At 67.5% G+C, this 19947-nt stretch carries 21 protein-coding genes; 9 read left to right on the top strand and 12 right to left on the bottom strand.

Annotation, left to right across the window (positions count from 1 at the left end; genetic code table 11):
- The 3 genes from KY661_RS32050 to KY661_RS32040 form a co-directional block, all read left to right on the top strand.
- A partial coding sequence (locus KY661_RS32050; protein ID WP_225413819.1) for an IS1380 family transposase occupies positions 1–720 on the top strand: 720 nt, incomplete at its 5' end.
- Between the two features lie 933 nt (positions 721–1653).
- Positions 1654–2031: a DUSAM domain-containing protein gene (locus tag KY661_RS32045; protein WP_225413818.1), complete on the top strand. Its 378-nt coding sequence runs from the start codon at positions 1654–1656 to the stop codon at positions 2029–2031.
- A gap of 258 nt (positions 2032–2289) precedes the next feature.
- Positions 2290–3086 (top strand): IS5 family transposase gene (locus KY661_RS32040; protein WP_225413817.1). Its coding sequence is split into 2 segments (ribosomal slippage): positions 2290–2620 and positions 2620–3086, totalling 798 coding nucleotides; the frame shifts between segments, so codons are not numbered across the junction.
- Positions 3087–3175: 89 nt separating this feature from the next.
- Here KY661_RS32040 and KY661_RS32035 read toward each other — a convergent pair.
- On the bottom strand, positions 3176–3826 hold the full coding sequence (locus tag KY661_RS32035) for an FHA domain-containing protein (RefSeq protein ID WP_225413816.1): 651 nt from the start codon (positions 3824–3826) through the stop codon (positions 3176–3178).
- Positions 3827–4038: 212 nt separating this feature from the next.
- On the opposite strand from KY661_RS32035, the gene KY661_RS32030 reads away from it, so the two are divergent.
- Entirely contained in the window at positions 4039–5667 is a 1629-nt protein-coding gene (locus KY661_RS32030; protein WP_225413815.1) for a sigma-54-dependent Fis family transcriptional regulator, read from the top strand.
- Positions 5668–5687: 20 nt separating this feature from the next.
- Here the strand turns inward: KY661_RS32030 and KY661_RS32025 are convergent, their stop codons facing one another.
- The 11 genes from KY661_RS32025 to KY661_RS31975 form a co-directional block, all read right to left on the bottom strand.
- The gene (locus KY661_RS32025; protein ID WP_225413814.1) at positions 5688–6050 is read right to left on the bottom strand and encodes a response regulator; all 363 of its coding nucleotides are present in this window, start codon (positions 6048–6050) and stop codon (positions 5688–5690) included.
- 166 nt (positions 6051–6216) lie between these two features.
- Entirely contained in the window at positions 6217–7431 is a 1215-nt protein-coding gene (locus KY661_RS32020; RefSeq protein ID WP_225413813.1) for a ceramide glucosyltransferase, read from the bottom strand.
- A 137-nt stretch (positions 7432–7568) separates the two neighbouring features.
- Complete coding sequence (gene phoU, locus KY661_RS32015) at positions 7569–8258, bottom strand: phosphate signaling complex protein PhoU (protein ID WP_225413812.1); 690 nt, start codon at positions 8256–8258, stop codon at positions 7569–7571.
- Between the two features lie 15 nt (positions 8259–8273).
- Positions 8274–9017, bottom strand: a complete 744-nt coding sequence (pstB, locus tag KY661_RS32010; RefSeq protein WP_225413821.1) for a phosphate ABC transporter ATP-binding protein PstB — start codon at positions 9015–9017, stop codon at positions 8274–8276.
- A 43-nt stretch (positions 9018–9060) separates the two neighbouring features.
- Positions 9061–9972, bottom strand: a complete 912-nt coding sequence (pstA, locus tag KY661_RS32005; RefSeq protein WP_225413811.1) for a phosphate ABC transporter permease PstA — start codon at positions 9970–9972, stop codon at positions 9061–9063.
- On the bottom strand, positions 9969–10979 hold the full coding sequence (pstC, locus tag KY661_RS32000; RefSeq protein WP_083423562.1) for a phosphate ABC transporter permease subunit PstC: 1011 nt from the start codon (positions 10977–10979) through the stop codon (positions 9969–9971). The genes pstA and pstC overlap by 4 nt, the downstream gene beginning before the upstream one ends.
- Positions 10980–11017: 38 nt before the next feature.
- Positions 11018–11839 carry a phosphate ABC transporter substrate-binding protein gene (locus KY661_RS31995; protein WP_225413810.1) on the bottom strand — a complete coding sequence of 274 codons (822 nt, stop codon included), beginning with the start codon at positions 11837–11839 and terminating at the stop codon, positions 11018–11020.
- A gap of 99 nt (positions 11840–11938) precedes the next feature.
- Complete coding sequence (locus KY661_RS31990; protein ID WP_225413809.1) at positions 11939–12628, bottom strand: response regulator; 690 nt, start codon at positions 12626–12628, stop codon at positions 11939–11941.
- A gap of 82 nt (positions 12629–12710) precedes the next feature.
- The gene (locus KY661_RS31985) at positions 12711–13712 is read right to left on the bottom strand and encodes a metallophosphoesterase family protein (protein WP_075011170.1); all 1002 of its coding nucleotides are present in this window, start codon (positions 13710–13712) and stop codon (positions 12711–12713) included.
- Between the two features lie 12 nt (positions 13713–13724).
- On the bottom strand, positions 13725–15083 hold the full coding sequence (locus KY661_RS31980) for a sensor histidine kinase (RefSeq protein WP_225413808.1): 1359 nt from the start codon (positions 15081–15083) through the stop codon (positions 13725–13727).
- Positions 15084–15093: 10 nt separating this feature from the next.
- Complete coding sequence (locus KY661_RS31975) at positions 15094–15774, bottom strand: response regulator (RefSeq protein ID WP_075011172.1); 681 nt, start codon at positions 15772–15774, stop codon at positions 15094–15096.
- Positions 15775–16091: 317 nt separating this feature from the next.
- On the opposite strand from KY661_RS31975, the gene KY661_RS31970 reads away from it, so the two are divergent.
- The 5 genes from KY661_RS31970 (at position 16092) to fabG (ending at position 19903) form a co-directional block, all read left to right on the top strand.
- Positions 16092–16673, top strand: coding sequence for a YceD family protein (locus tag KY661_RS31970; protein WP_225413807.1), 582 nt, complete (start codon positions 16092–16094; stop codon positions 16671–16673).
- Positions 16674–16734: 61 nt separating this feature from the next.
- Complete coding sequence (gene rpmF, locus KY661_RS31965; protein ID WP_075011174.1) at positions 16735–16917, top strand: 50S ribosomal protein L32; 183 nt, start codon at positions 16735–16737, stop codon at positions 16915–16917.
- Positions 16918–17178: 261 nt separating this feature from the next.
- Positions 17179–18198, top strand: coding sequence for a beta-ketoacyl-ACP synthase III (locus tag KY661_RS31960; RefSeq protein ID WP_317987317.1), 1020 nt, complete (start codon positions 17179–17181; stop codon positions 18196–18198).
- 20 nt (positions 18199–18218) lie between these two features.
- Entirely contained in the window at positions 18219–19157 is a 939-nt protein-coding gene (gene fabD, locus KY661_RS31955) for an ACP S-malonyltransferase (RefSeq protein WP_075011176.1), read from the top strand.
- Positions 19154–19903, top strand: a complete 750-nt coding sequence (fabG, locus tag KY661_RS31950; RefSeq protein WP_075011177.1) for a 3-oxoacyl-[acyl-carrier-protein] reductase — start codon at positions 19154–19156, stop codon at positions 19901–19903. The genes fabD and fabG overlap by 4 nt, the downstream gene beginning before the upstream one ends.
- The last annotated feature ends 44 nt before the right edge of the window (positions 19904–19947 follow it).

The raw sequence follows: 19947 nt of genomic DNA, 5'->3' as shown, positions 1-19947 counted from the left end.
CGGCTGGTGGCCCACATCCGCGAGCGCTGGCCCACCACCCGGCTGGTGCTGCGCGCCGACTCGGGCTTCGCGCGAGATGACCTCATGACCTGGTGCGAGGAGAACGGCGTCGACTACGTCTTCGGCCTGGCCCGAAACAAGCGGCTGGAGGGGATGATTGCGGCGGACCTGGAGCTGGTGCGAGAGGTGTCGCGCGAGGAGCGAGAGGGAGCGCCGACGCGCGCCTACCGCGAGCTGCGCTACCAGACACGCGACTCGTGGACGCGGGAGCGGCGCGTGGTGGCCAAGGCCGAGTGGCTGGGCGACAAGCACAACCCGCGCTTCGTGGTGACGTCCTTTTGCGAGGAGCAGCACTTGGCGCGGGCGCTCTACGAGGAGCTCTACTGCGCCCGAGGCGACATGGAGAACCGCATCAAGGAGCAGCAGCTGGGCCTCTTCGCCGACCGGACGAGTGCCCACACGATGCGGGCCAACCAGCTGCGCCTGTGGTTTGCCTCCGTGGCCTACGTGCTGCTCAACCTGCTGCGCCACTTCGGCCTGAAGGGCACCGAGCTTGAGCGCGCGCAGGTGGGCACCCTTCGGCTCAAGCTGCTGAAGGTGGCCGCCCTCGTGCGCGTCAGCGTCCGCCGCGTCGTCCTCTCGCTAAGCGCCGCAGCCCCGGTGAAAGACCTCTTCGCTCGCATCGCGGAACAGCTGCGCACCGTCCCCGCCCCTTCCTGACGCCCGCTGCTCTTTGACAACCTCACGCGGGCCCCGACTCCGGCGGGAGAGGGCCGCGCTTTGCCTGTTGCAGAAACCAGAACCGCCGCGAGGCAAAGCCCGAGGTCACCAGCAGGCTCCGCTGCGACACCAGCCCTATCTCCGTGCCCGCTGTGACCGATCCGGGCTAGCTACCGGTAGGACGAGGCTCGCTTGAGTGCCTGGAAGGCCTTTGAACCGGACATGCGGCCCGAGGCGGAGCCCAGTGTTTCAATGGCTTCTCATCTGGAAACACCTCGGAGTGACCACAACTCCTCTGAGAGGTCGGCGTCAGTGGTTGTTTTCTATTGAGAATGCTCTACTGTTGGCAAGTCGGCATAGGGCCAACTGTATGCGAACACCGCGCTTTGAAGATCGTGAACTGGGCTTGCCCCGATTGGGTGGGGCAGGCTCAAACAATGGCCTGGAGTCAGCATCAAGTTTGGAAGCGTCGACAGACGGGCGCTTCAGTAGGGGGCATGCCCATCACGATCAGGAACAACGCGCCTTGCTGGCGACGGCTTGCGATTTTGGTGGTGACGTTCTCTATGAGTTGCGTCACCACTGCCAGTGCTTGTATGGACAGTGAGACATGCTGAATCGAGGCCCATCCAGGCAACCCCGCCGCGTGCGGCCTCACCGCAGCCGAAGCCGCTGGTATCTTGGGTACAGCCGCTGCGGCAGGTGCCGCCACGACGGCTGTCATTTCCGAAACGGACATGGGCGATGAGAAAGGAATGGGACGATTCCCACAATGCTCATCTGCCTGAGTGGAAACGGCGATGCATTCGGAATTACGGGGACTGTAAAGAGGGGCGTTTCATGGGCCCCTGCTACGACTGCTTGCGCCGCTGCGAAGGCCAGTATGACTGGCCCCTTGACATGTGCCGTCCGAAAAAGTGAAGGCACTGATCAATGGATGCTGCCCAGCCCGATTGGGGACCCTTTCGAGCACTTGCACGCCGGACCCTGCGCGACAACGCTCCCCTCGTGCTCACGGACGACGTACGCGCTTTGCTCCTTCGCACTGCACGGGAGGTTGCCATCCCCGATGCCGAAGCCGCTTTGAGGACCGAAGCTGGAGCGCTGGCGCTGATAGGTGAGGCGGAGCGCCGAATCGCGGACGGTTCCAACAGGCTGACAGACGCGCTCCATCGAATGTGGCGCCTCCAAACATCTGGGGAGTTCGATGGCGCGCGCCAGGAAATGCGTGACGTGCTGGCTGTCGAAGTGGTGCCTTACTACCGAGTGCTTGCCCAAGAGCAGCTCGATGACATGGCGGACGAGCCGTGACGCCCGATGAAAGTGCATCGCCTCCAAGGGAATCATCCGCATTCCGTGCCATTCATGGGCTCCCGCCCCCTTAAAATAGACCTCTCAGATTCGCGTGACTCCAGCATCGACTTGCAGTTTGACCCGCTGGTGTACCCATCCTTCAATCACTGCCAAGTTGGACGTTACGGGTACTTTTTCTTGCTGTTGAGCTCCTAACAAAAGTCAGGTTTGAAAGGGAGGGTAGCCGGAGAACCGGGCCATGAGCATCTGGGGTCCATGGCTCGCGACCTCGTACCGGACGCGCTATGGGAGCGGATCGCTCCGCTGCTTCCGGTTCCCAAGAAGAAGAAGAAGCCCGGCCGCCCCCGTGCCGAGGACCGAGCTGCTTTGGAGGCCATCATCTTCGTGCTCAGGACCGGCATCCCCTGGGAGATGCTGCCGACCAAGCAGTTCGGCCTGTCGGGGATGACGGCTTGGCGACGCCTGGAGCAATGGACGCGCGCCGGGGTGTTCAAGCAACTGCAGCGCGTGCTGCTCAACGAGCTGGGAGAGCAGGGCCAGGTGGACTTCAGTCGCACCTCGATAGACTCCTCGAGTGTCCGAGCTTCAAAAGGGGGGCCCTCACGGGCAAGAACCCGACGGACCGAGCGAAGGCGGGTAGCAAGCATCATCTTCTCGTCGACAGAAAGGGCCTGCCCCTGGCTGAGAGCCTGACTGGAGCCAACGTCCACGACACCCACGAGCTGTTCCCCCTGTTGGATGCGGTGCCCGAGGTGAAGCAGCCCCACGGTCGCCCCCGGCATCGGCCCGGCAAGCTGCATGCGGACAAGGCGTACTCTTCGCGCAAGAACCGCCGGGGCCTGCGCCGTCGCGGCATCACTGCCCGCATCGCACGGCCCGGCATCGAGTCGAAGCAGCGGCTGGGGCGCCACCGCTGGGTGGTGGAGCGCACCAACGCGTGGCTCAACCAGCTGCGGCGCCTGCGCGTGCGGGATGAACGCCGGGACGATGTCCACTTCGCCCTCCTCGTGCTCGGCTGCTGCCTGATACTCTTCCGGGGCCTTCAAACCTGACTTTTGTTAGGAGCTCTTAGGGTGTTCGTACTCGCCATTGCTCGTCCATTCCATTTTCGGTTCTCCTTCGAGTCGCTGAGTCTCTTGATTCAGGCGGCGTCTCGCGTCCGGCGGAGCAGCCGCTGAACGTACTCCCAGGCGAACTCGATCTCCCGGATCCGCTGTTCGGACAGCGCGTGCAGCAGCGGGTTGAGTTCCGACACCGTGTCGGGGCGGCATTCCTTCAACTGCGCTTCGTAAGCGGCGCGGGCCTGTTCCAAGGTGACGGGCCCATGGACGCCCAGGATCCTCCAAAACACCTGAGCCTGAGAGATCTGAAGCTCCGTGGGACGATCCTCGGGCAGCGGACGTCTCCCTTCAGGACGGGCTTCGGCGGGCAGCGGCGGCGCGATGCGCCCCGGGCGTTCCGTCCGTACCGGCGTGGAGAACGTGTTCGCCGCCCCGCCCACCAAGGACTGCACCCTCAGCACATAGGGCCCGGCGCGCAGCTCGTCATCCGCGGTCATCATCGTGGGGCGGACCACGAGCTCGCCATTGAGGAACGTTCCGTTCGTTGAGCCCGCATCCGAGACGATGGCTCCGCCCTCGACGGCGATCAGGCGGCAGTGGACGCCCGAGACGGTCTCGTCCCGGAGCAAGAGGGCACACTTCGGCGAGCGGCCGACCAGGATCTCCCGGCTGGCCAGCGTGCCCTTCATCGTGAGCCGCGTTTGGCCATTCACCACCGAAATGTTGAACACGTGCGCTCCAGGCTCTCCTGCTCGGGGAAGCAGGCAGTTTTCATCCCCTGAGGGCTGTCAAAGCATGGGGCGTGCCGCTCCCTTCAGAGTGGGGGAGATGCAGTGATTTCAACGAGTTGGAGGCTCTTTCGCTGGGGGCGAGGACAGCTGCTCCCCTTGCCTGTCAAGATTGACAGCAAAGTTGATGGGCAGCGTCTCCCACGAGGGCTTCCATGACGAGCGGCGATGACCCGAAGGTGAAGCAGCCCACGCCGCTGGAGGAGCCGCAAGCGGCAGCCGCTCCAGGCCCGTCGCTTGATCGGACGGCGTTCATTCCCATTCCCACCACGCTTCAGGCTCCTTCAGAGAAGGAGTCCCCATTCCAGAGCGCCGTTCTGACGCGCCGGGAGCGGGTTGCCCGTGGGGCTGTGACGCCCGCGCCGCTCTCACGTGCGCCCTACCGCGAGCCCAAGGCCCTGCGTGTTCAGCGCGAGGGGGTGCCGGATTTGATCATCCCCCTCTACCCGGATCGCTCCTACGTGTTCGGGCGGGCCCCGGAGTCCACGGTGGTATTTGCCCATGACGCTGTTTCGCGCCAGCACGGCCGCCTGGCCTTTCGGGAGGATCACCGGTGGGTGTACCGGGATCTCAACTCGCGAAACCAGAGCTTCCTGGGCGAGGCGGAAGTTCCCTTTCCGGGAGACGAGCGCGAGTTCTTCCAATTGATGAGCGCCTCGCAGGACTGGGTCGTCGAGGCGGGCAACGTCATCTTGCTGGGCAACGGGCGCAGCCGGATTCTGCTGCTGGCCGAGGTGCCAGAGGGGCTGATCGCGGGGCCGCGTCCTGGGCAGGAGGGGTCCGCGGCGGCAGCGCGGCTGGAGCGCTCGATCAACATCTGCACGCGGCACCTGCTCCCGGTGTTCATCCTCGGCAAGTCCGGTACGGGGAAGACGTTCATCGCACGGGAGATTCACAGCCGGAGCCGGCTGGATGGGAACTTCGTCAACCTCAACTGCGGCCGGCTCCCCCAGGACGCCAGCATGTTGCACAGCGAGCTGCTCGGGCACGTGAAGGGGGCGTTCACGGGGGCCGCGTTCGCGCGGGTGGGCAAGTTCTATGTGGCCAATGGGGGGACGCTCTTCCTGGACGAGGTGGAGTTTCTTCCGCCCGCGGCCCAGGACTTCCTGATCGACGTGCTGGAAGGCTCGGGGAGCTTGGCCCCGCTGGGCGCGGTACCTGACTCGCGGGAGCCGCCGCCGCGCTTCCGGCTCATCTCCGCCTCGAAAACTCCTCTGCAGCAGACAGGGCTGCGGCCGGACCTGGCTCAACGCTTGGCGGCCGGGGATGTGATTGTTCTGCCGACCTTGGAGGAGCGGCGGGACGACATCCCGAACCTCGTGGAGGACTTCCTCCACCGTCTGAAGACAGAGCAGCAGTACGACGCCAGGTTCACCAGCGACACCATCGCCTACCTGCAACAGGTCGATTGGCCAGGGCAGATCCGCGAGCTGGAAGCCACCGTGAAGGCCGTGGTGGCCCGCGAAGTGGCGGCGCGTTCCATTGATGGCATGGGTGCCTCGCGGCTGGTGATCACCCTGGAGGCGGTGAAGGCCTACCTGCTTCAGCGCAGAATTGGCTTTGGCGCCTCGGCCGCAGCTCCTCCGCTGGCATCCGGGATGCCAGCGGCTTCAGGACCCGAGGTGCCCGCGCCACCGGTGCGCAAGCGGCCCGGCGATCTGACGGAAGCGGACATCCGGTCCATGCTGGAGAAGCATCAAGGCAACAAGACGCGGGCCGCCCAGGAGTTGGGGATCGCGCTCAACACCCTCAAGGACCGGATGAAGAAGCTCGGGCTCTCGTGATGGGAGCTGAGACGCAGCCCTCAGGCATCCAGTGACTGAAGGAGGAGCGAGAGTTCGTCCCGGCTGGCGCCCTTGGGCAGGTAATAGTGGGGGCCGGAGAGCAGCGCGCTGCCCACGTCCTGGGCCGCCGCGGAGGTCAGGAAGACGATGCGGGGGGAGGCATTCCGGGGCAGCCGCTCGACGACCTCCAGGCCGCTCATTCCCGGCATGTTCAGGTCCAGCAGCATGACGCCGCACCGTTCCCGGGTGAGCGAGGCCAGGGCCTCGTGCCCATCGGCCGCCTCAATGGTTTCGTAGCCGAGCTCTTCGAGGCAGACCCTCAGGAACTCCCTCCAGTCCGCGTCGTCGTCCACGACCAAGACCTTGCGTGCATCGTCCGCCATCGGTCGACTCAAAGAACCTCCCCTCGATGAGAAATGAACCCGGTGCCGTCCCTCCGTCATTCGGCTCATTAGAATGGGGTGTGCTGGTCCGGAGAGCAGGCTTCCGGGAACCGGGCGCTCTGCGCTGGCTGTTAAGCAGCCAGGCAGAGAGGCGGACGGCGAGGCGCTAGCCCGCGAGCAACTCCTCGCGGGCTGCCACCTCGGCGGGGACGAGGGCGGGGCTGCTGGGGACAGCCGCCGCAGCCAGCCGGGTGCCCGGAAGCACGCGGAGCCGTGTCCCGCGCCACTGGACCGTCCGGCTGAACAGGCCATTGCACCACGCCACGAAGAGCAGCGCGTCCTTGAGGAAGACGACCGGCAGCGCGCCCCAGGAGACCGGGTCCGGGCGCAGGAGGCGGAACACCGCCACATCCAGCAGGGCCTTCAGGCATGCCACCGCTCCGGCCATGGCAAGGGCCTCAGGGGAGGGGGCGAGCAGGGCGGCGAGCAGGGCCAGGGGGGCCGGGTTGAGCAGGCCCTGGGCCAGGTACATGGGCGTGGACACGGACATGTGGTGGATGACGCTCCAGCGCAGGTACCGCTTGAAGAAGTCTCCCACGCGCTTGCGCAGCGAGACATTGAAGACCGGCGTCCGGGCGACCACCACGCGTTTGCCCAGCTTGCGGGTGATCCAGAGGCCGATGACGAAGTCCTCCGCGAGCACGTCCTTGACGGAGAAGAAGCCTCCCAGCGCCTCCACGTCTTCCCGCCGCAAGGCCATGGACTTGCCCACCACGATGTCCTTTCCCGCCAGGTGCTTGGCGGTAATCACCCCGGCCGCCGCGCTGGAGGCCAGGTGCAGGTTGTCCATCAACGAGCCCACGGTCCGCTCACCGACGCCCGCGATGGGGTGCGTGACGCAGCCGGTGTCCGGGTCCTCGAACCCGTCCGCGATCTCCTGCAGGTAGCCCGGGGACACGCGCACGTTCGAGTCGCTGATCACCCAGAGGTCATACCGGGCCTCTGCGGAGAGCGTGATGAGCTGGTTCACCTTGGGGTTGAGGCCGGGCTCGCCTTCCTGGATCGCCAGCTTCATCACGTGAGGCCAGCGGGCGACGGCCGCCCGGGCCAGCGCATAGGCGGGGTCCGTCCGGTCCTTCACCCCGAGGATGACCTCGTACCGGGGGTAGTCCAGCGTGGCGAACTGCTCCAGGTTGGCCTCCAGGTCATCGTCCACGCCGCACAGCGGCTTGAGGATGGAGATGCCCGGGGAGGCGGTGGCCGCGCGGGGCAGGGCCTGGTGGGAGCGGGGCCGGTGGCGCAGGACGAAGAGGAACTGCACGGCCAAGGCGAGCAGTCCCAGGGCGGCGGCGGAGAACAGCAGCAGGGAGGCAACGGGCATGCGTGGTTTCCGGAGCGGCACGCGGTCATCGCGCGACCTGCCCCGAACGCTAGAAGAGCCCGGCGACAGCCCCGCGACTTGCTCGCGGCGGCTGCGGAAAAACGGGGTGACGGCGGTGTGTCATACCGCCGCCGCCGCTACTCCACGGTCAGGTTCCGGCTCAGCGGGTGGCGGATGTCCTTGCCACGCACCATGTAGACGACCATCTCCGCCACGTTCAGCGCGTGGTCGCCGATGCGCTCCAGGTGCTTGGCGATGAACATCAGCGCCGTGGCCCGCCGGATGTTCCTGGAGTCCTCCATCATGTAGGCGAGCAGCTCGTTGAAGATCTTCAGGAAGAGGGCATCCAGCAGGTCATCGCCCCGCAGCACTTCCTCCGCCTTGGCCACGTCGTTGGAGACGAAGGCATCCAGCGCCTTCTTCACCTGCTGCTGGGCGAGCTCCGCCAGCTTCGGCGTGTCCACGTAGGGCGCCAGGGGCGGCACCTGGTTCAGGTCATTGGCCCGCTCGGCGATGTTCACCGCCAGGTCCCCGATGCGCTCCAGGTCGGTGACGATCTTCAGGGCCGTGGTGATGAGCCGCAGATCGCTCGCCGCGGGCTGGCGCAGGGCCAGGATGCGGCGGCAGAGATCGTCGATCTCCACCTCCAGGCGGTTCACGTCCTTGTCGGACTGGATGACCTTCTCGGCCAGCACGGAATCCCGCTCGGTGAGGGCCCTCACGCTGCCCGCGATGAGCGCCTCGACCTTGGCCCCCATGGCCAGCAGCCGCTCGCGCAAATCCCGCAGGTCCTGCTCAAACGCTTTGTCGGTATGGGTCGCCGGCATTCGTGTTCCTCGTTCCTACCCGAACTTCCCGGTGACGTAGTCCTCGGTGCGCTTCTCACGCGGGTTCGTGAAAATCTGCTCCGTCGGGCCGCATTCCACCAATTCACCCATGTAGAAGAAAGCGGTCCGGTCGCTGACCCGGGCCGCCTGCTGCATGTTGTGGGTGACGATGGCGATGGTGTACGTGGCCTTCAGGACGTAGATGAGCTCTTCGATCTTCGCGGTGGCGATGGGGTCCAGGGCGCTGGCCGGCTCGTCCATGAGGAGCACCTCGGGCTCCACCGCCAGGGCGCGCGCGATGCACAGGCGCTGCTGCTGGCCGCCCGACAACCCCAGGGCGCTGTCCTCGAGCCGGTCCTTCACCTCGTCCCAGAGCGCCGCGCTCCGGAGGGATTTCTCCACTCGCGTGGCCAGATCCGCCTTGTTCTTCAGCCCGCCCACCCGCAGGCCGTAGGCCACGTTCTCGAAGATGGACTTGGGGAAGGGGTTCGACTTCTGGAACACCATGCCCACGCGGCGGCGCAGGTCCACCACGTCCACGTTCCGGTCGTGGATGCTCGTGCCATCCAGCAGGATGGTGCCGGTGTGGTGCGTGTGGGGGATGAGATCATTCATCCGGTTGAGCGAGCGCAGGAAGGTGGACTTGCCACACCCCGAGGGGCCAATCATCGCCGTCACCTGGTGCTCGGGGATGGTGAGGCTCACCTCGCGGATGGCCACCTTGGAGCCATAGCGGAGGGTCAGGGCCCGCGCCTCCATCTTGATGCGCGGGCTGTTCGGCTGGAAGGTCATGAACGGCGTCTCAGTGGGCGTTTGCGGCGCGCCGGCGGGTCCGGGTCCGGATGACGACCGCGACGAGGTTGAGGGCAAAGGTGAGCATCAGCAGCACCAGCACCGTGGCGTAGAGCAGCGGGCGGGTGGCCTCGATGTCGGGGGACTGCGTGGCGAGCACGTACGTGTGGTAGCCCAGGTGCATGAACTGGGAGTTCAGCGACGTGGGCAGATCCGGCAGGAAGTAGGCCGCGCCCGTGAAGAGGATGGGGGCCACCTCGCCGGCGCCGCGGGACACCGCCAGCACCGCCCCCGTCAGGATGCCCGGCAACGCGCCCGGCAGCACCACCCGGAGGAGCGTCTGCGACTGGGTGGCGCCCAGGGCGAGGCTCGCGGTGCGGTGGTCCAGGGGCACCGCGCGCAGGGCCTCCTCCGTGGAGACGATGACCACGGGCAGGGTCAGCACCGCCAGGGTGAGCGAGGCCCAGAGGATGCTCGGCTGGGCCCAGTGCATGGTCTGGTAGCCCAGCGCGCGGTCCATGCCGCCGCCGATGAAGTGGATGAAGAAGCCCAGGCCGAACAGGCCGAAGACGATGGAGGGCACCCCCGCCAGGTTGACGATCGCCACCCGCACCCAGCGCGCCAGCCGCGAGTCCGGTGAGGCGTACTCGTGCAGGTAGACCGCGGTGAGCACGCCCACGGGCATCACCGCCAGGGTCATCAGCAGGGTCAGCGCCGCCGTGCCGTAGAGGGCCGGGAAGATGCCCCCGCGCATCATGCCGTCGGAGGGAGGTTGGGAGAGGAACTCCCAGGTGACGTGGCCCGCGCCCCCGCGGAGGACATCCAGGAGGATGAGGGCGAGCATGGCCACGATGAGCAGCGCGGCCAGGCCCGTGAGGGAGGTGAGGGCGGCCCCCACCGTGCGGCGAGTGGCGTGCTTCACGAGGCGCCCCCGGTGAGCCGCTTGAGGACGCGCTTCGTCCAGGCGGAGGCCACCATGTTCAGGATGAAGGTGAAGACGAACAGCTCCACGCCGATGAAGAACAGCAGCGAGTAGTGGGGGCTGCCGACCACCACCTCGCCCATCTCCGCCGCGATGGTCGCCGACAGCGAGCGGACCGAGTCTCCCAGGTTCGCCGAGACGATGGCCGCGTTGCCCGAGGCCATCAGGATGATCATCGTCTCGCCGATGGCGCGGCCGAAGCCCAGCACGCACGCGGCGAGGATGCCGGGGGCCGCGGCGGGCAGCACCACCTTCCAGGCGGTCTCCCAGGGGGTGGCGCCCAGGGCCAGGGAGGCCTCCCGGTAGCTGCGGGGCACCGCCGTGAGCGCATCCTCGGCCACGGTGAAGATGACGGGCACGATGGCCAGCGCCAGCCCCAGGCCCGCCACCACCGCGTTGAGCCGGTAGGTGAAGCCGAAGGTGTCCTGGAGGAAGGTGGCCAGCACCATCAGCGCGAAGAAGCCGAGCACCACCGAGGGGATGCCCGCCAGCAGCTCGATGATGGGCTTGAGGAACTCCCGCAGCCTGCGGGGGGCGAACTCCGCGGCGAACAGCGCGCCGGCCACGCCCAGCGGCACCGCCACCAGCATGGAGACGAGCGTCGTCTTCAGCGTGCCGATGAAGAGCGGAATCATGCTCACCTTCGGCACCGAGGACACCGGCTGCCAGGTGAAGGTCGCGGGCCTCCCTGCACGGGCCACCTGGGGCAGGAACATCTTGGCGGGGCTCGCCTCCTGCTGGGCGTGGGCGTCCGTGAAGAGCGCCAGCGCCTCCTTCGCGACGAAGACGATGATCAACACCAGCGCGGCGATGCCGGTGAAAGCCATGAGGGTGATGAAGCCCGCGATGGCTTTTTCCCGGAGTTGCCGCCGCCGGGCCGTCGGCGACAACTGCGGGACCACGACGGTTTCCGCGAGACTCTGCTGCATGAGGGCCTCTCTATCCATCTGTGCCGGAGCCTCGCGTGACAATCGTGTGACGGTGCCTACTTCACCGGGAAGTAGCCGACTTTGTTGACGATCTGCTGGCCCTCGGGGGACAGGGCGAAGTCGATGAAGGACTTCACTTCACCGGTAGGCTTGGTGCGCAGGTAGAAGTACAGGTCGCGCGAGAGCGGGTACTTGCCGCTCTTGATGTTCTCGGCGGAGGGGGCGATCTCCTCGGTGCCCACCTTGACCTTCAGCTCCTTGATGCCCTTGGCGTAGGCCGCGCCGCCGTAGCCGATGCCGTTCTTCTCCTTGGTGATGGCGTTGACCACCGCGGCGGTGCCGGGCAGCGTCTGCGCCTCGGCGGCGTAGTCCTCGCCGTTGAGCAGGTTGTCCTTCACGAACACGTACGTGCCGGAGGAGTTCTCGCGCGAGTAGAGGACGATGGGGGCATTGGCGCCGCCCACGTCTTTCCAGTTGGTGATGTCGCCCAGGTAGATGCCCTTGAGCTGCTCGACCGTCAGGGCATTCAGCGGGTTCTTCTCGTGCACGTAGAAGGTGACGCCGTCCTTGGCGACGGAGATCTGCTCGGCGGGGGCCTTGGCCTGGGCCCGCACCTTCTCGTTCTCCGCGTCCTTGATGGGGCGGCTGGACATGGCGATGTCCGTGGTGCCGTTGATGAGGGCCGCCAGGCCCGTGCCCGAGCCTCCGCCGGTGACCTGGATCTTGGTGGCGGCGTTCTTCTTCATGAACTCCTCGGCCCAGCGCTGGCCCAGGATGACCATGGTGTCCGAGCCCTTGACGGAGAGGGTGCCTGCCTGGGCCGCGGCGGGAAGAACGAACGGGAGGAGGACGAGCAGCGACGCGAGGAACTTCTTCATGGGGAGAGGCGCTCCTGGTGGGGCTTGTGCAGTGGCGAGGGCGGCTTATGGGAGCCCTGTGGCCGTTTCACGACGTGAAGGTGACAAATGGGTGACGGCTCAGGCGAGCTGGGGGTCCACGATGCGGTAGCCGACCCCCCGGACGGTCTCCAGGTACGGGCGCGCCGGGCCGAGCTTGTCGCGCAGCCGCATCACGTGGGTGTCGATGGTGCGCGTCTCGAGGCTGCTGGACAGGCCCCAGACCTCCTCCAAGAGCTGCTCACGGGTCTGCACGCGGCCCAGCCGCGTCATCATGTACTCCAGGAGCCGGAACTCGAGCGCCGTGAGGAGCACCTCCTTGCCCTCCACGTAGAAGCGGTGGGTGCCCACATCGAGCTTGAGCGGCCCCAGCGCGAGGGGGGCCGTGCCTTCCTTGGCGGGCAGGGCCCGGCGCAGGACGGCCTTGATGCGCAAGACCAGCTCCCGGACGCTGAAGGGCTTGGTGACGTAGTCATCCGCCCCCACCTCGAAGCCGCGCACCCGGTCGGCCTCCTCGCCCTTGGCGGTGAGCATGACGATGAGCACGTCGCGGGTGAGCACGTTCGTGCGCAGCTGCCGGCACACCTCCGTGCCGGAGATGTCGGGCAGCATCAGGTCCAGCAGGACGAGCTGGGGGGGCTGTTCGCTGGCGGCGGCCAGGGCGGCCTCGCCCGTGCCCGCGACGCGGGTGGAAAATCCGGCTGCCTGGAGATTGAAGTCGATGAGCTCGGCGAGATCTCGCTCGTCATCGACGATGAGGACGTGGGACATGGCACCGCGCAATCTCCACGTCCCCGCGGGTGCTTGCGTGACTCACTGGAAACAAGTGCGTGACGAACGGCGTCCCGTTCCGTCAGCCGTCGAGATCTGTCGTGCCAGTGGACAAGGAGGCCTCCTCCGCCGCCTCGATGTCCTGCACGGGGGGCAGCTCCACGGAGTCCAGCGCCTCCATGCGGAGCACGGCGGCCTCCGTCTCGTCCTGGCGGGGCACGGGCGGCTCTGTCTCCAGGTCCCCCGTGGGGGGCACGCCCGGAGGCGGGGGGCGCCGGGGCGGAGCCCCCGGGGGCGGCCTCAGCACGGGCCCCGGGGGCGGCAGGCCCGAGTGGCGGCGCGCCGCCTCGAGTAGGGAGTGGTGGTGGCGGTAGCGCGCCTCTACCAGCTTGTGGATGAGGATGGGGCCGCCGGGAACCCGGCGCGCGGTGAGCGCCTGGGTGGCCTTGCGGACGGGGTAGCGCACCCGGCGGATCTGCACGCGCCAGCCCTTGGGCGTGTAGGTGAAGATGCCGTAGGCGGGCCGCAGGTCGCCATCCCGGGGAATGCCCGCGCTGGCCACGTCCGCGATGAGCATCCGGCCCACCCGGCGGCGGTAGGGGAAGTGCAGGTGGCCAAAGGCGCACGCCGCCGCGTCCAGGTGCATGAAGAAGCGGCGGATGGAGATTTCATCGAGGGTCGGGTCCAGCGACTCCTCGAGGTTCTTCGGGTTCGCGTGGCAGACGAAGAGGTCCTGCCCCTTGCGCGGCGTGTAGCGCATGGAGAAGGGCAGGGCGCCCAGCGTCTTGAGGTGGGCCTCGCCCAGCTGGTCCCGCGTCCAGCGCAGCAGCTCGGTCTTCCAGTGGTCGCGCTCGCGGTAGGCGCCGCCCAGGTAGTTGCCCGCGAGGTAGCAGTCCGTGTTGCCCATCAGCACGGAGTCACAGCGGTCCAGCAGTAGCTCCACCGTCTCGCGCGGGTGGGCCCCGCGCAGCGCGAGGTCTCCCGCGGCCACGATGTAGTCGGGCGCCATCCGCTCGATGTCCTCGAGGACAGCCTCGCAGGCAGGGAGATTGCCGTGAATGTCCGCGAGGATCGCGACCCGCATGGTTACCCCATCCTACCCAGATGTGGCCTCCGAGGGGGTGGCTGGAAGAAAAATTACGAAAACACTGCCGACATTAGGGCGGCTTTCCACCTTCACCTCGCCGTCCATGGCGCCCAGGAGGTGCTTGACGATGGACAGGCCCAGGCCCGTGCCGCCCATGTCCCGGCTGCGACCTTTGTCCACCCGGTAAAAGCGCTCGAAGATGCGTGACAGGTGCTTGGGTTCGATGCCCACCCCCGTGTCCTTCACGCGGACGACGCAGCGCCCGTTCTCCTGGCCTCCCGACACGTCCACCCGCCCGCCCGCCGGGGTGTACTTGACGGCGTTGTCGAGCAGGTTGAGGAGCACCTGCTCGATGGCCCGCTCGTCCGCGCGGGCCTTCAGGTCCGGGGACAGGTGCAGCTCCAGGTGGATGTTCTTGCCCTCGGCCTTGGGTTTGACCGTCTCCGCGGCGCGGGAGGCGGCGATGGCGAGGGACACGTCAGCGAACTTGAGCTTCATCTCGCGCGACTCGAGCCGGGACAGCTCCAGCAGGTCCTCGACGAGCTCGGAGAGGCGCTCGGACTGGCGGTGGATGATTTCCACCATCTTGGGGGCCACGGCGGGGTCCTGCAGGGCCCCGGTCTGAAGCGTCTCCGCGTAGCCCCGGATGGCGGTGATGGGGGTGCGCAGCTCGTGGGAGACGTTGGCCACGAAGTCCTTGCGGACATTCTCCAGCCGGCGCAGCTCGGTGACGTCGTTGAAGACGGCGGCGCTGCCGGGCAAGTCCCGGCCCAGGGGCGTCACCCGGATGGCGAGCGTGAGGGGAAAGAGCCCCTCCAGCGTCAGCTCCAGGCGGGACGAGGCGCCCTCCCGGCAAGCCCGGGCCACGGCGTCATTGAGGGCCTCGTCGCGGATGAGGGCCAGGGGGCGCTGGCCCACGATGGGCCCGTTGCCCGGCTGGAGCATCTCCCGCAGGGCGTCGTTGTGCCGGATGACGGTGCCCTCGGCATCGGTGATCCAGATGCCTTCGATCATGCCATCCAGCACGGCGGTGAGGGTGCGCGTCTCCTGGGTCCGCTGGACGTTCTGGGTGGTGAGCCGGGAGTGGAGCGAGTCGATCGCGCCCTCCAGGCTGGCCATCTCGTCCAGCCGCTCCGGGTCCGGCGGGGGGCGGTGGGGGCTTCCCTCGGCGCGCTCCAGCGTCTTGCTCGCGAGGGCCTGGAGCTGCCGCTGGACCTGGTCCCGGTTGGCCACATGGGCCGCGATGGACCCGGCCAGGGTGACGAGGGCCGCGCCCACGGCGGTGCCAGGCTGGCCCAGGACCACGAGCAGCAGCATGACCACGGCCGCGGGCAACAGGAGGGAGAGGAGCACGGCGCGCAGGGTCATGGCGGGCTCCTCAAGGAGGGTTGAGCTTGTAGCCCACGCCCCGGACCGTCTCGATGATGTCGCCCGCGGGGCCCAGCTTCTCGCGCAGGCGCTTGATGTGCGTGTCCACGGTGCGGGTGTGAATCTCCGCCTGGATGCCCCAGACGTCCGAGAGGAGGATCTCGCGCGTCTGCACCCGGCCGCCGCGCTCCAGCAGGGTGTGCAGCAGGCGGAACTCCAGGGCGGTGAGGACCACTTCCTCGCCCTGGACGCGCACCTGGTGCCGCGAGGTGTCCAGCTGGATGTCCCCCGCGGTGAGCTGGGTGGCGGGCCCCTCCTCCGTGTCCGCCCGGCGCAGCACCGCCTTGACCCGGAGCATCAGCTCCCGGACGGAGAAGGGCTTCACCACATAGTCGTCCGCCCCCATCTCCAGCCCCTGGATGCGGTCGGCCTCCTGCCCTTTCGCGCTGACGATGACCACGGGGACGGCCCGCAGCCCGGGGTCGTTCTTCAGCATCCGGAGCACCTCGTGGCCCGAGATGTCCGGGAGCATCAGGTCCAGGAGCACGAGGTCCGGCAGCCGGGCGCGGCTCTTGGCGAGCCCCCCGGCGCCGGTGTTCGCCGTCTCCGGGTCGAAGCCCGCGGCCCGGAGGTTGTATTCGATGAGTCCGGCGAGGTCCTGCTCGTCTTCGATGATCAGGATTCGCGCCATGGTGTTCTCCGCATCCTGGAAAAAGGAGGGGGCCGGGGCCCCTGGCGCGGGAGCACTAGCAGATCCAATTGTGACAGCGATGTGAAAGCCGCTGCGGCTCCAAGCTTCGGGGGAAACCCTTGGGGAGGCCTGGCGTGCCGGGGGCGGGGAGGGCTGCCAGGGGCCTGCCTGCCCGAAGGGGACTCCACTTGGGCAGGATCCCCCTCGCACGAGAGGCGGGCCTGGCCGTTATAGAGGAGGGAATGACAACGACGGCGCGTTGACTTTTGGGAGACCCCCCTCTATGTTGCGCGCCCTTTTGCCTGGAAGCCTTGTAGATGGTCGTAAAGATTGAACAAATTCTAGAGACGGGGCTGAAGCTGGACGAGCCCATCGGTCTCCAGCTCCTTCAAGAGGCATTGGGCGAGGCCGGTCAGAACACCGGCTTCCGGGCAGCCCAGCCTTCGACGCTGCATGCTTCCCTCCGGAAGGTGAGCGGAGGGGTGCTGTTGCAGGCGAACTTCACCGTCCACCTGGCGGCGCCGTGCAAGCGGTGCCTGACGGACGTGGCGCTGGACGTGCCGGTGTCCTTCACCCTCAACCTGGTTCCCGAGTCCCTCGCCAAGGGTGAGGGGATCGGCAAGGGCGACACCGAGGACGACCGTGGCCAGGGTGAGCGTGCCGGGACCTTCGATTTGGAGGACACGGACCAGGAACTGTTCAACGGCAAGACGATCGATCTGGATCCGATCGTCCGGGAGCAGGTATTGCTCGCCCTGCCGATGAGTGCGGTCTGCCGTGAAGACTGCAAGGGGCTCTGTGCGCAGTGTGGCCAGAACCTCAACGAGAAGCCGTGCGGCTGCCAGCCAAAGGTTGTAGACCCCCGGCTAGCGCCGTTGATGAATATCAAGCTGAACTGACGGCTCCTATGTCCCTCGCACCCCGCGAGGGTGGACGGAGCCGATGATGACGAGGTGAGTCGTGGGAGTTCCCAAGAAGCGGACGTCGAAGATGCGCCGGGACCGCCGCCGCGCGGCCAACAGCAACCTGCGGACGGCTGTGCAGGTCATCAAGTGCTCCAAGTGCAAGGAGCCTGTGTTGCCCCACCGCGCCTGTGCCGCGTGCGGCAACTACGGCGACCGCGAGGTCATCGCCACGCAGTAGCCGTCGGCCTCCTGCCGGTCATCGTCGGCCTCTGTTTCGGATGAGCCCAGGGCCCATCCGCAGCGGAGGCCGTGTGTCCTCTGTCAGGGCCGAAGACGTCTTCCAGGGGCTCCGGCGAGGAGTCCATGGGAGACGTGTGCCGTGAAGGGGGCAGGGCGGGCCTGACGCAATGCATCGGCGGAATGCGCGCCTGGATGCTTTCCCGGCAGACGAGGAAAAAGGGCGACAGGAAACAAGATTTCCGATTAGACACTGCCTGCGGTGCGTTGGGGTCCGACGACACTTTGGGAGTCTCCCGTGGCGCTCGCGCAGATCATTGGAACCGGTTCATACGCTCCGACCCAGGTCATCACCAATCAGGAGCTAGAGAAGACTGTCGACACCTCTGATGCCTGGATTGTGGAACGCACAGGCATCAAGCAACGGCGGAGGGCTGCGCCGGGGGAGGCGACCAGCGACATGGCGCTTGCCGCCGCGCGTCAAGCCCTGGCCATGGCGGGGACCCGCCCGGAGGAGATCGACCTCATCGTCGTGGGCACCGTGACCGCGGACATGCCCATGCCCTCCTGTGCCGCGCTGGTGCAGGCGAAGCTGGGGGCCGTCAACGCCTTCGCCTTCGATGTGGGCGCGGCCTGTGCCGGGGCGCTCTATGCCATGTCCGTGGCGGAGCAGTTCCTGCGCACCGGAAAGGTCCGCCGGGCGTTGGTCATTGGCGCCGACCTCTTCACCCGCATCCTGAACTGGGAGGACCGCAACACCTGCATCCTGTTCGGGGATGGGGCGGGCGCGATGGTGCTGGCCCCGGCGGAGGAGGAGGGGCGCGGCATCCTGTCCACCCACCTGAAGACGGACGGCACGCTGTCGGAGATCCTCGCCATCCCCGGCGGCGGCTCGCGGGAGCCGATGACGGAGGAGGGCGTCCGCGCCCACCGGCAGACGGTGACCATGAACGGGCGCGAGGTCTTCAAGTGCGCGGTGCGCACGCTGACGGAGGTGACCCTGGAGGGCCTGCGCGCCAACGGGCTCGTGCCCTCGCAGGTGGACCACGTCATCGCCCACCAGGCCAACATCCGCATCCTCGAGGCGGTGATGCACCGGTTGGAGATCCCGCTGGAGAAATGCTGGCTCAACCTCGACAAATACGGCAACACGTCGGCGGCCTCGGTCCCGCTGGCGCTGGACGAGGCCCACCGGGCCGGCCGCTTCAAGCGGGGTGACGTCATCGCCATGATGGCCATCGGGGCCGGGATGACGTGGGGTTGCTCGGTGGTGCGCTGGTAACACGGAGGGAGTAGCCACACATGTCGAAGGTCGCGTTCGTCTTCCCCGGGCAAGGCAGTCAGAAGGTCGGCATGGGGAAGGACCTTTACGAGAAGTTCCCCGAGGCCCGGGCCGTCTTCGAGGCGGTGGATGAGGTCTTGGGTGACAAGCTCTCGGCCCGCTGCTTCCAGGGGCCCGATGCCGAGCTGAAGCTCACGGCCAACACCCAGCCGGCCATCCTCACGGTGTCCCTGGCGGTGCACGCGGTGTTCGCCCAGCGCGGGCCCACCCCGGCCTTCGTCGCCGGGCACTCGCTGGGCGAGTACTCCGCGCTGGTGGCCGCGGGGGCCCTGACGCTGGGGGATGCGGCGCGCTCGGTGCGCGCGCGCGGAACCTTCATGCAGGAGTCCGTCCCGGTGGGGACGGGGGCCATGGCGGCGGTGCTCGGCCTGGAGCCGGACAAGGTGAAGGCCGTCTGTGACGCGGTCGCCGAGGGCGAGGTGCTGTCCCCGGCCAACTACAACTCCCCGGAGCAGACGGTCATCGCCGGCCATGCCGCCGCGGTGGCGCGCGCCGAGGCGAAGCTCAAGGAGGCGGGCGCCAAGCGCGTGCTGCCCCTGCCGGTCTCCGCCCCCTTCCACTGCGCGCTGATGGACCCGGTGAAGCCGCTCCTCGCGGAGGTGCTGGGCCAGGTGAAGGTGTCCGCGCCCCGGATTCCCGTGGTGACCAACGTGGAGGCCCGGCCCAACAGCGATGCCTCCCGCGTGGTTCCGCTCCTGCTGGAGCAGGTGAGTGCCCCGGTGCGCTGGATCGAATGCGTCGAGGCGCTGCACGCCCAGGGCGTCACGCGCGTGGTGGAGTTGGGGCCGGGCAAGGTGCTCGCCGGGCTCGTCAAGCGCATCAACAAGGACATCGAGACGTTCAACATCGAGGATTCCGCGAGCTTGGAGAAGACGCTCGCGGCGCTGGGGGCCGCATGAGCGGGTTCAAGGACAAGGTGGTGCTGGTTACCGGGGGTTCACGGGGCATTGGCCGGGCGTGCGCGGTGGCGTTCGCCCAGGCGGGTGCCGCCACGGTCGTCATCAACTACGCGGGCAACGAGGCCGCCGCTCAGGAGACGCTGGGGCTCATCCAGGCCGCGGGCGCCAAGGGCGAGGCCCTGAAGTTCGACGTGGCGGACACCGCCGCGTGCTCCAGCGCCGTGGAGGGCATCCTCAAGGCGCACGGCCGGCTGGACGTGCTCGTCAACAACGCCGGCGTGGCGGTGGATGGCCTCGTCATGCGCGTGAAGGACGAGGACTGGGACAAGCAGCTGGACACCAACCTGAAGGGGGCGTTTGCCCTCATCCGCGCCGTCAGCCGCCCGATGATGAAGCAGCGGGGCGGGGCCATCGTCAACCTCACCTCCATCGTGGGCGAGTCGGGCAATGGCGGGCAGGCGGCCTACGCGGCCTCCAAGGCGGGCCTCATCGGCCTGACGAAGTCCATCGCCAAGGAGCTGGCCAGCCGGAACATCCGGGTGAACGCCGTGTCCCCGGGCTTCATCGGCACGGACATGACGGCCTCCCTGCCCGAGGAGACGCGCAAGCGGATGGTGGACGCCATTCCCCTGGCCCGGCTGGGGGGCGCCGAAGAGGTGGCCCAATCCGTGCTTTTCCTGGCCAGTGACGCCGCGTCCTACATTACCGGAGAAGTTCTGAAGGTAAATGGCGGCATGTACATGTAGCCCAAGGTTGGATTGCAGGCGGGCGTGGGATATACCGCGCCCGC

Origin of the sequence: Allostigmatella hybrida, from assembly GCF_020103775.1 — a bacterium.
In the GTDB taxonomy this organism is placed as follows: Bacteria; Myxococcota; Myxococcia; order Myxococcales; family Myxococcaceae; genus Hyalangium; species Hyalangium aurantiaca.
The sequence above is the reverse complement of the archived record's forward strand: the minus strand, read 5'-3'. Positions and strand labels throughout refer to the sequence as shown.

Bases quoted from the DNA above. Each gene is read 5' to 3' on its own strand.
- KY661_RS31995 (WP_225413810.1), bottom strand. From the start codon at position 11,839: ATGAAGAAGTTCCTCGCGTCGCTGCTCGTCCTCCTCCCGTTCGTTCTT.
- KY661_RS32045 (WP_225413818.1), top strand. From the start codon at position 1,654: ATGGATGCTGCCCAGCCCGATTGGGGACCCTTTCGAGCACTTGCACGC.
- fabD (WP_075011176.1), top strand. From the start codon at position 18,219: ATGTCGAAGGTCGCGTTCGTCTTCCCCGGGCAAGGCAGTCAGAAGGTC.
- KY661_RS31970 (WP_225413807.1), top strand. From the start codon at position 16,092: ATGGTCGTAAAGATTGAACAAATTCTAGAGACGGGGCTGAAGCTGGAC.
- KY661_RS31990 (WP_225413809.1), bottom strand. From the start codon at position 12,628: ATGTCCCACGTCCTCATCGTCGATGACGAGCGAGATCTCGCCGAGCTC.
- KY661_RS32030 (WP_225413815.1), top strand. From the start codon at position 4,039: ATGACGAGCGGCGATGACCCGAAGGTGAAGCAGCCCACGCCGCTGGAG.
- KY661_RS31975 (WP_075011172.1), bottom strand. From the start codon at position 15,774: ATGGCGCGAATCCTGATCATCGAAGACGAGCAGGACCTCGCCGGACTC.
- phoU (WP_225413812.1), bottom strand. From the start codon at position 8,258: ATGCCGGCGACCCATACCGACAAAGCGTTTGAGCAGGACCTGCGGGAT.
- KY661_RS32020 (WP_225413813.1), bottom strand. From the start codon at position 7,431: ATGCCCGTTGCCTCCCTGCTGCTGTTCTCCGCCGCCGCCCTGGGACTG.
- pstC (WP_083423562.1), bottom strand. From the start codon at position 10,979: ATGGATAGAGAGGCCCTCATGCAGCAGAGTCTCGCGGAAACCGTCGTG.
- KY661_RS31985 (WP_075011170.1), bottom strand. From the start codon at position 13,712: ATGCGGGTCGCGATCCTCGCGGACATTCACGGCAATCTCCCTGCCTGC.
- fabG (WP_075011177.1), top strand. From the start codon at position 19,154: ATGAGCGGGTTCAAGGACAAGGTGGTGCTGGTTACCGGGGGTTCACGG.
- KY661_RS31980 (WP_225413808.1), bottom strand. From the start codon at position 15,083: ATGACCCTGCGCGCCGTGCTCCTCTCCCTCCTGTTGCCCGCGGCCGTG.
- KY661_RS32025 (WP_225413814.1), bottom strand. From the start codon at position 6,050: ATGGCGGACGATGCACGCAAGGTCTTGGTCGTGGACGACGACGCGGAC.
- pstB (WP_225413821.1), bottom strand. From the start codon at position 9,017: ATGGAGGCGCGGGCCCTGACCCTCCGCTATGGCTCCAAGGTGGCCATC.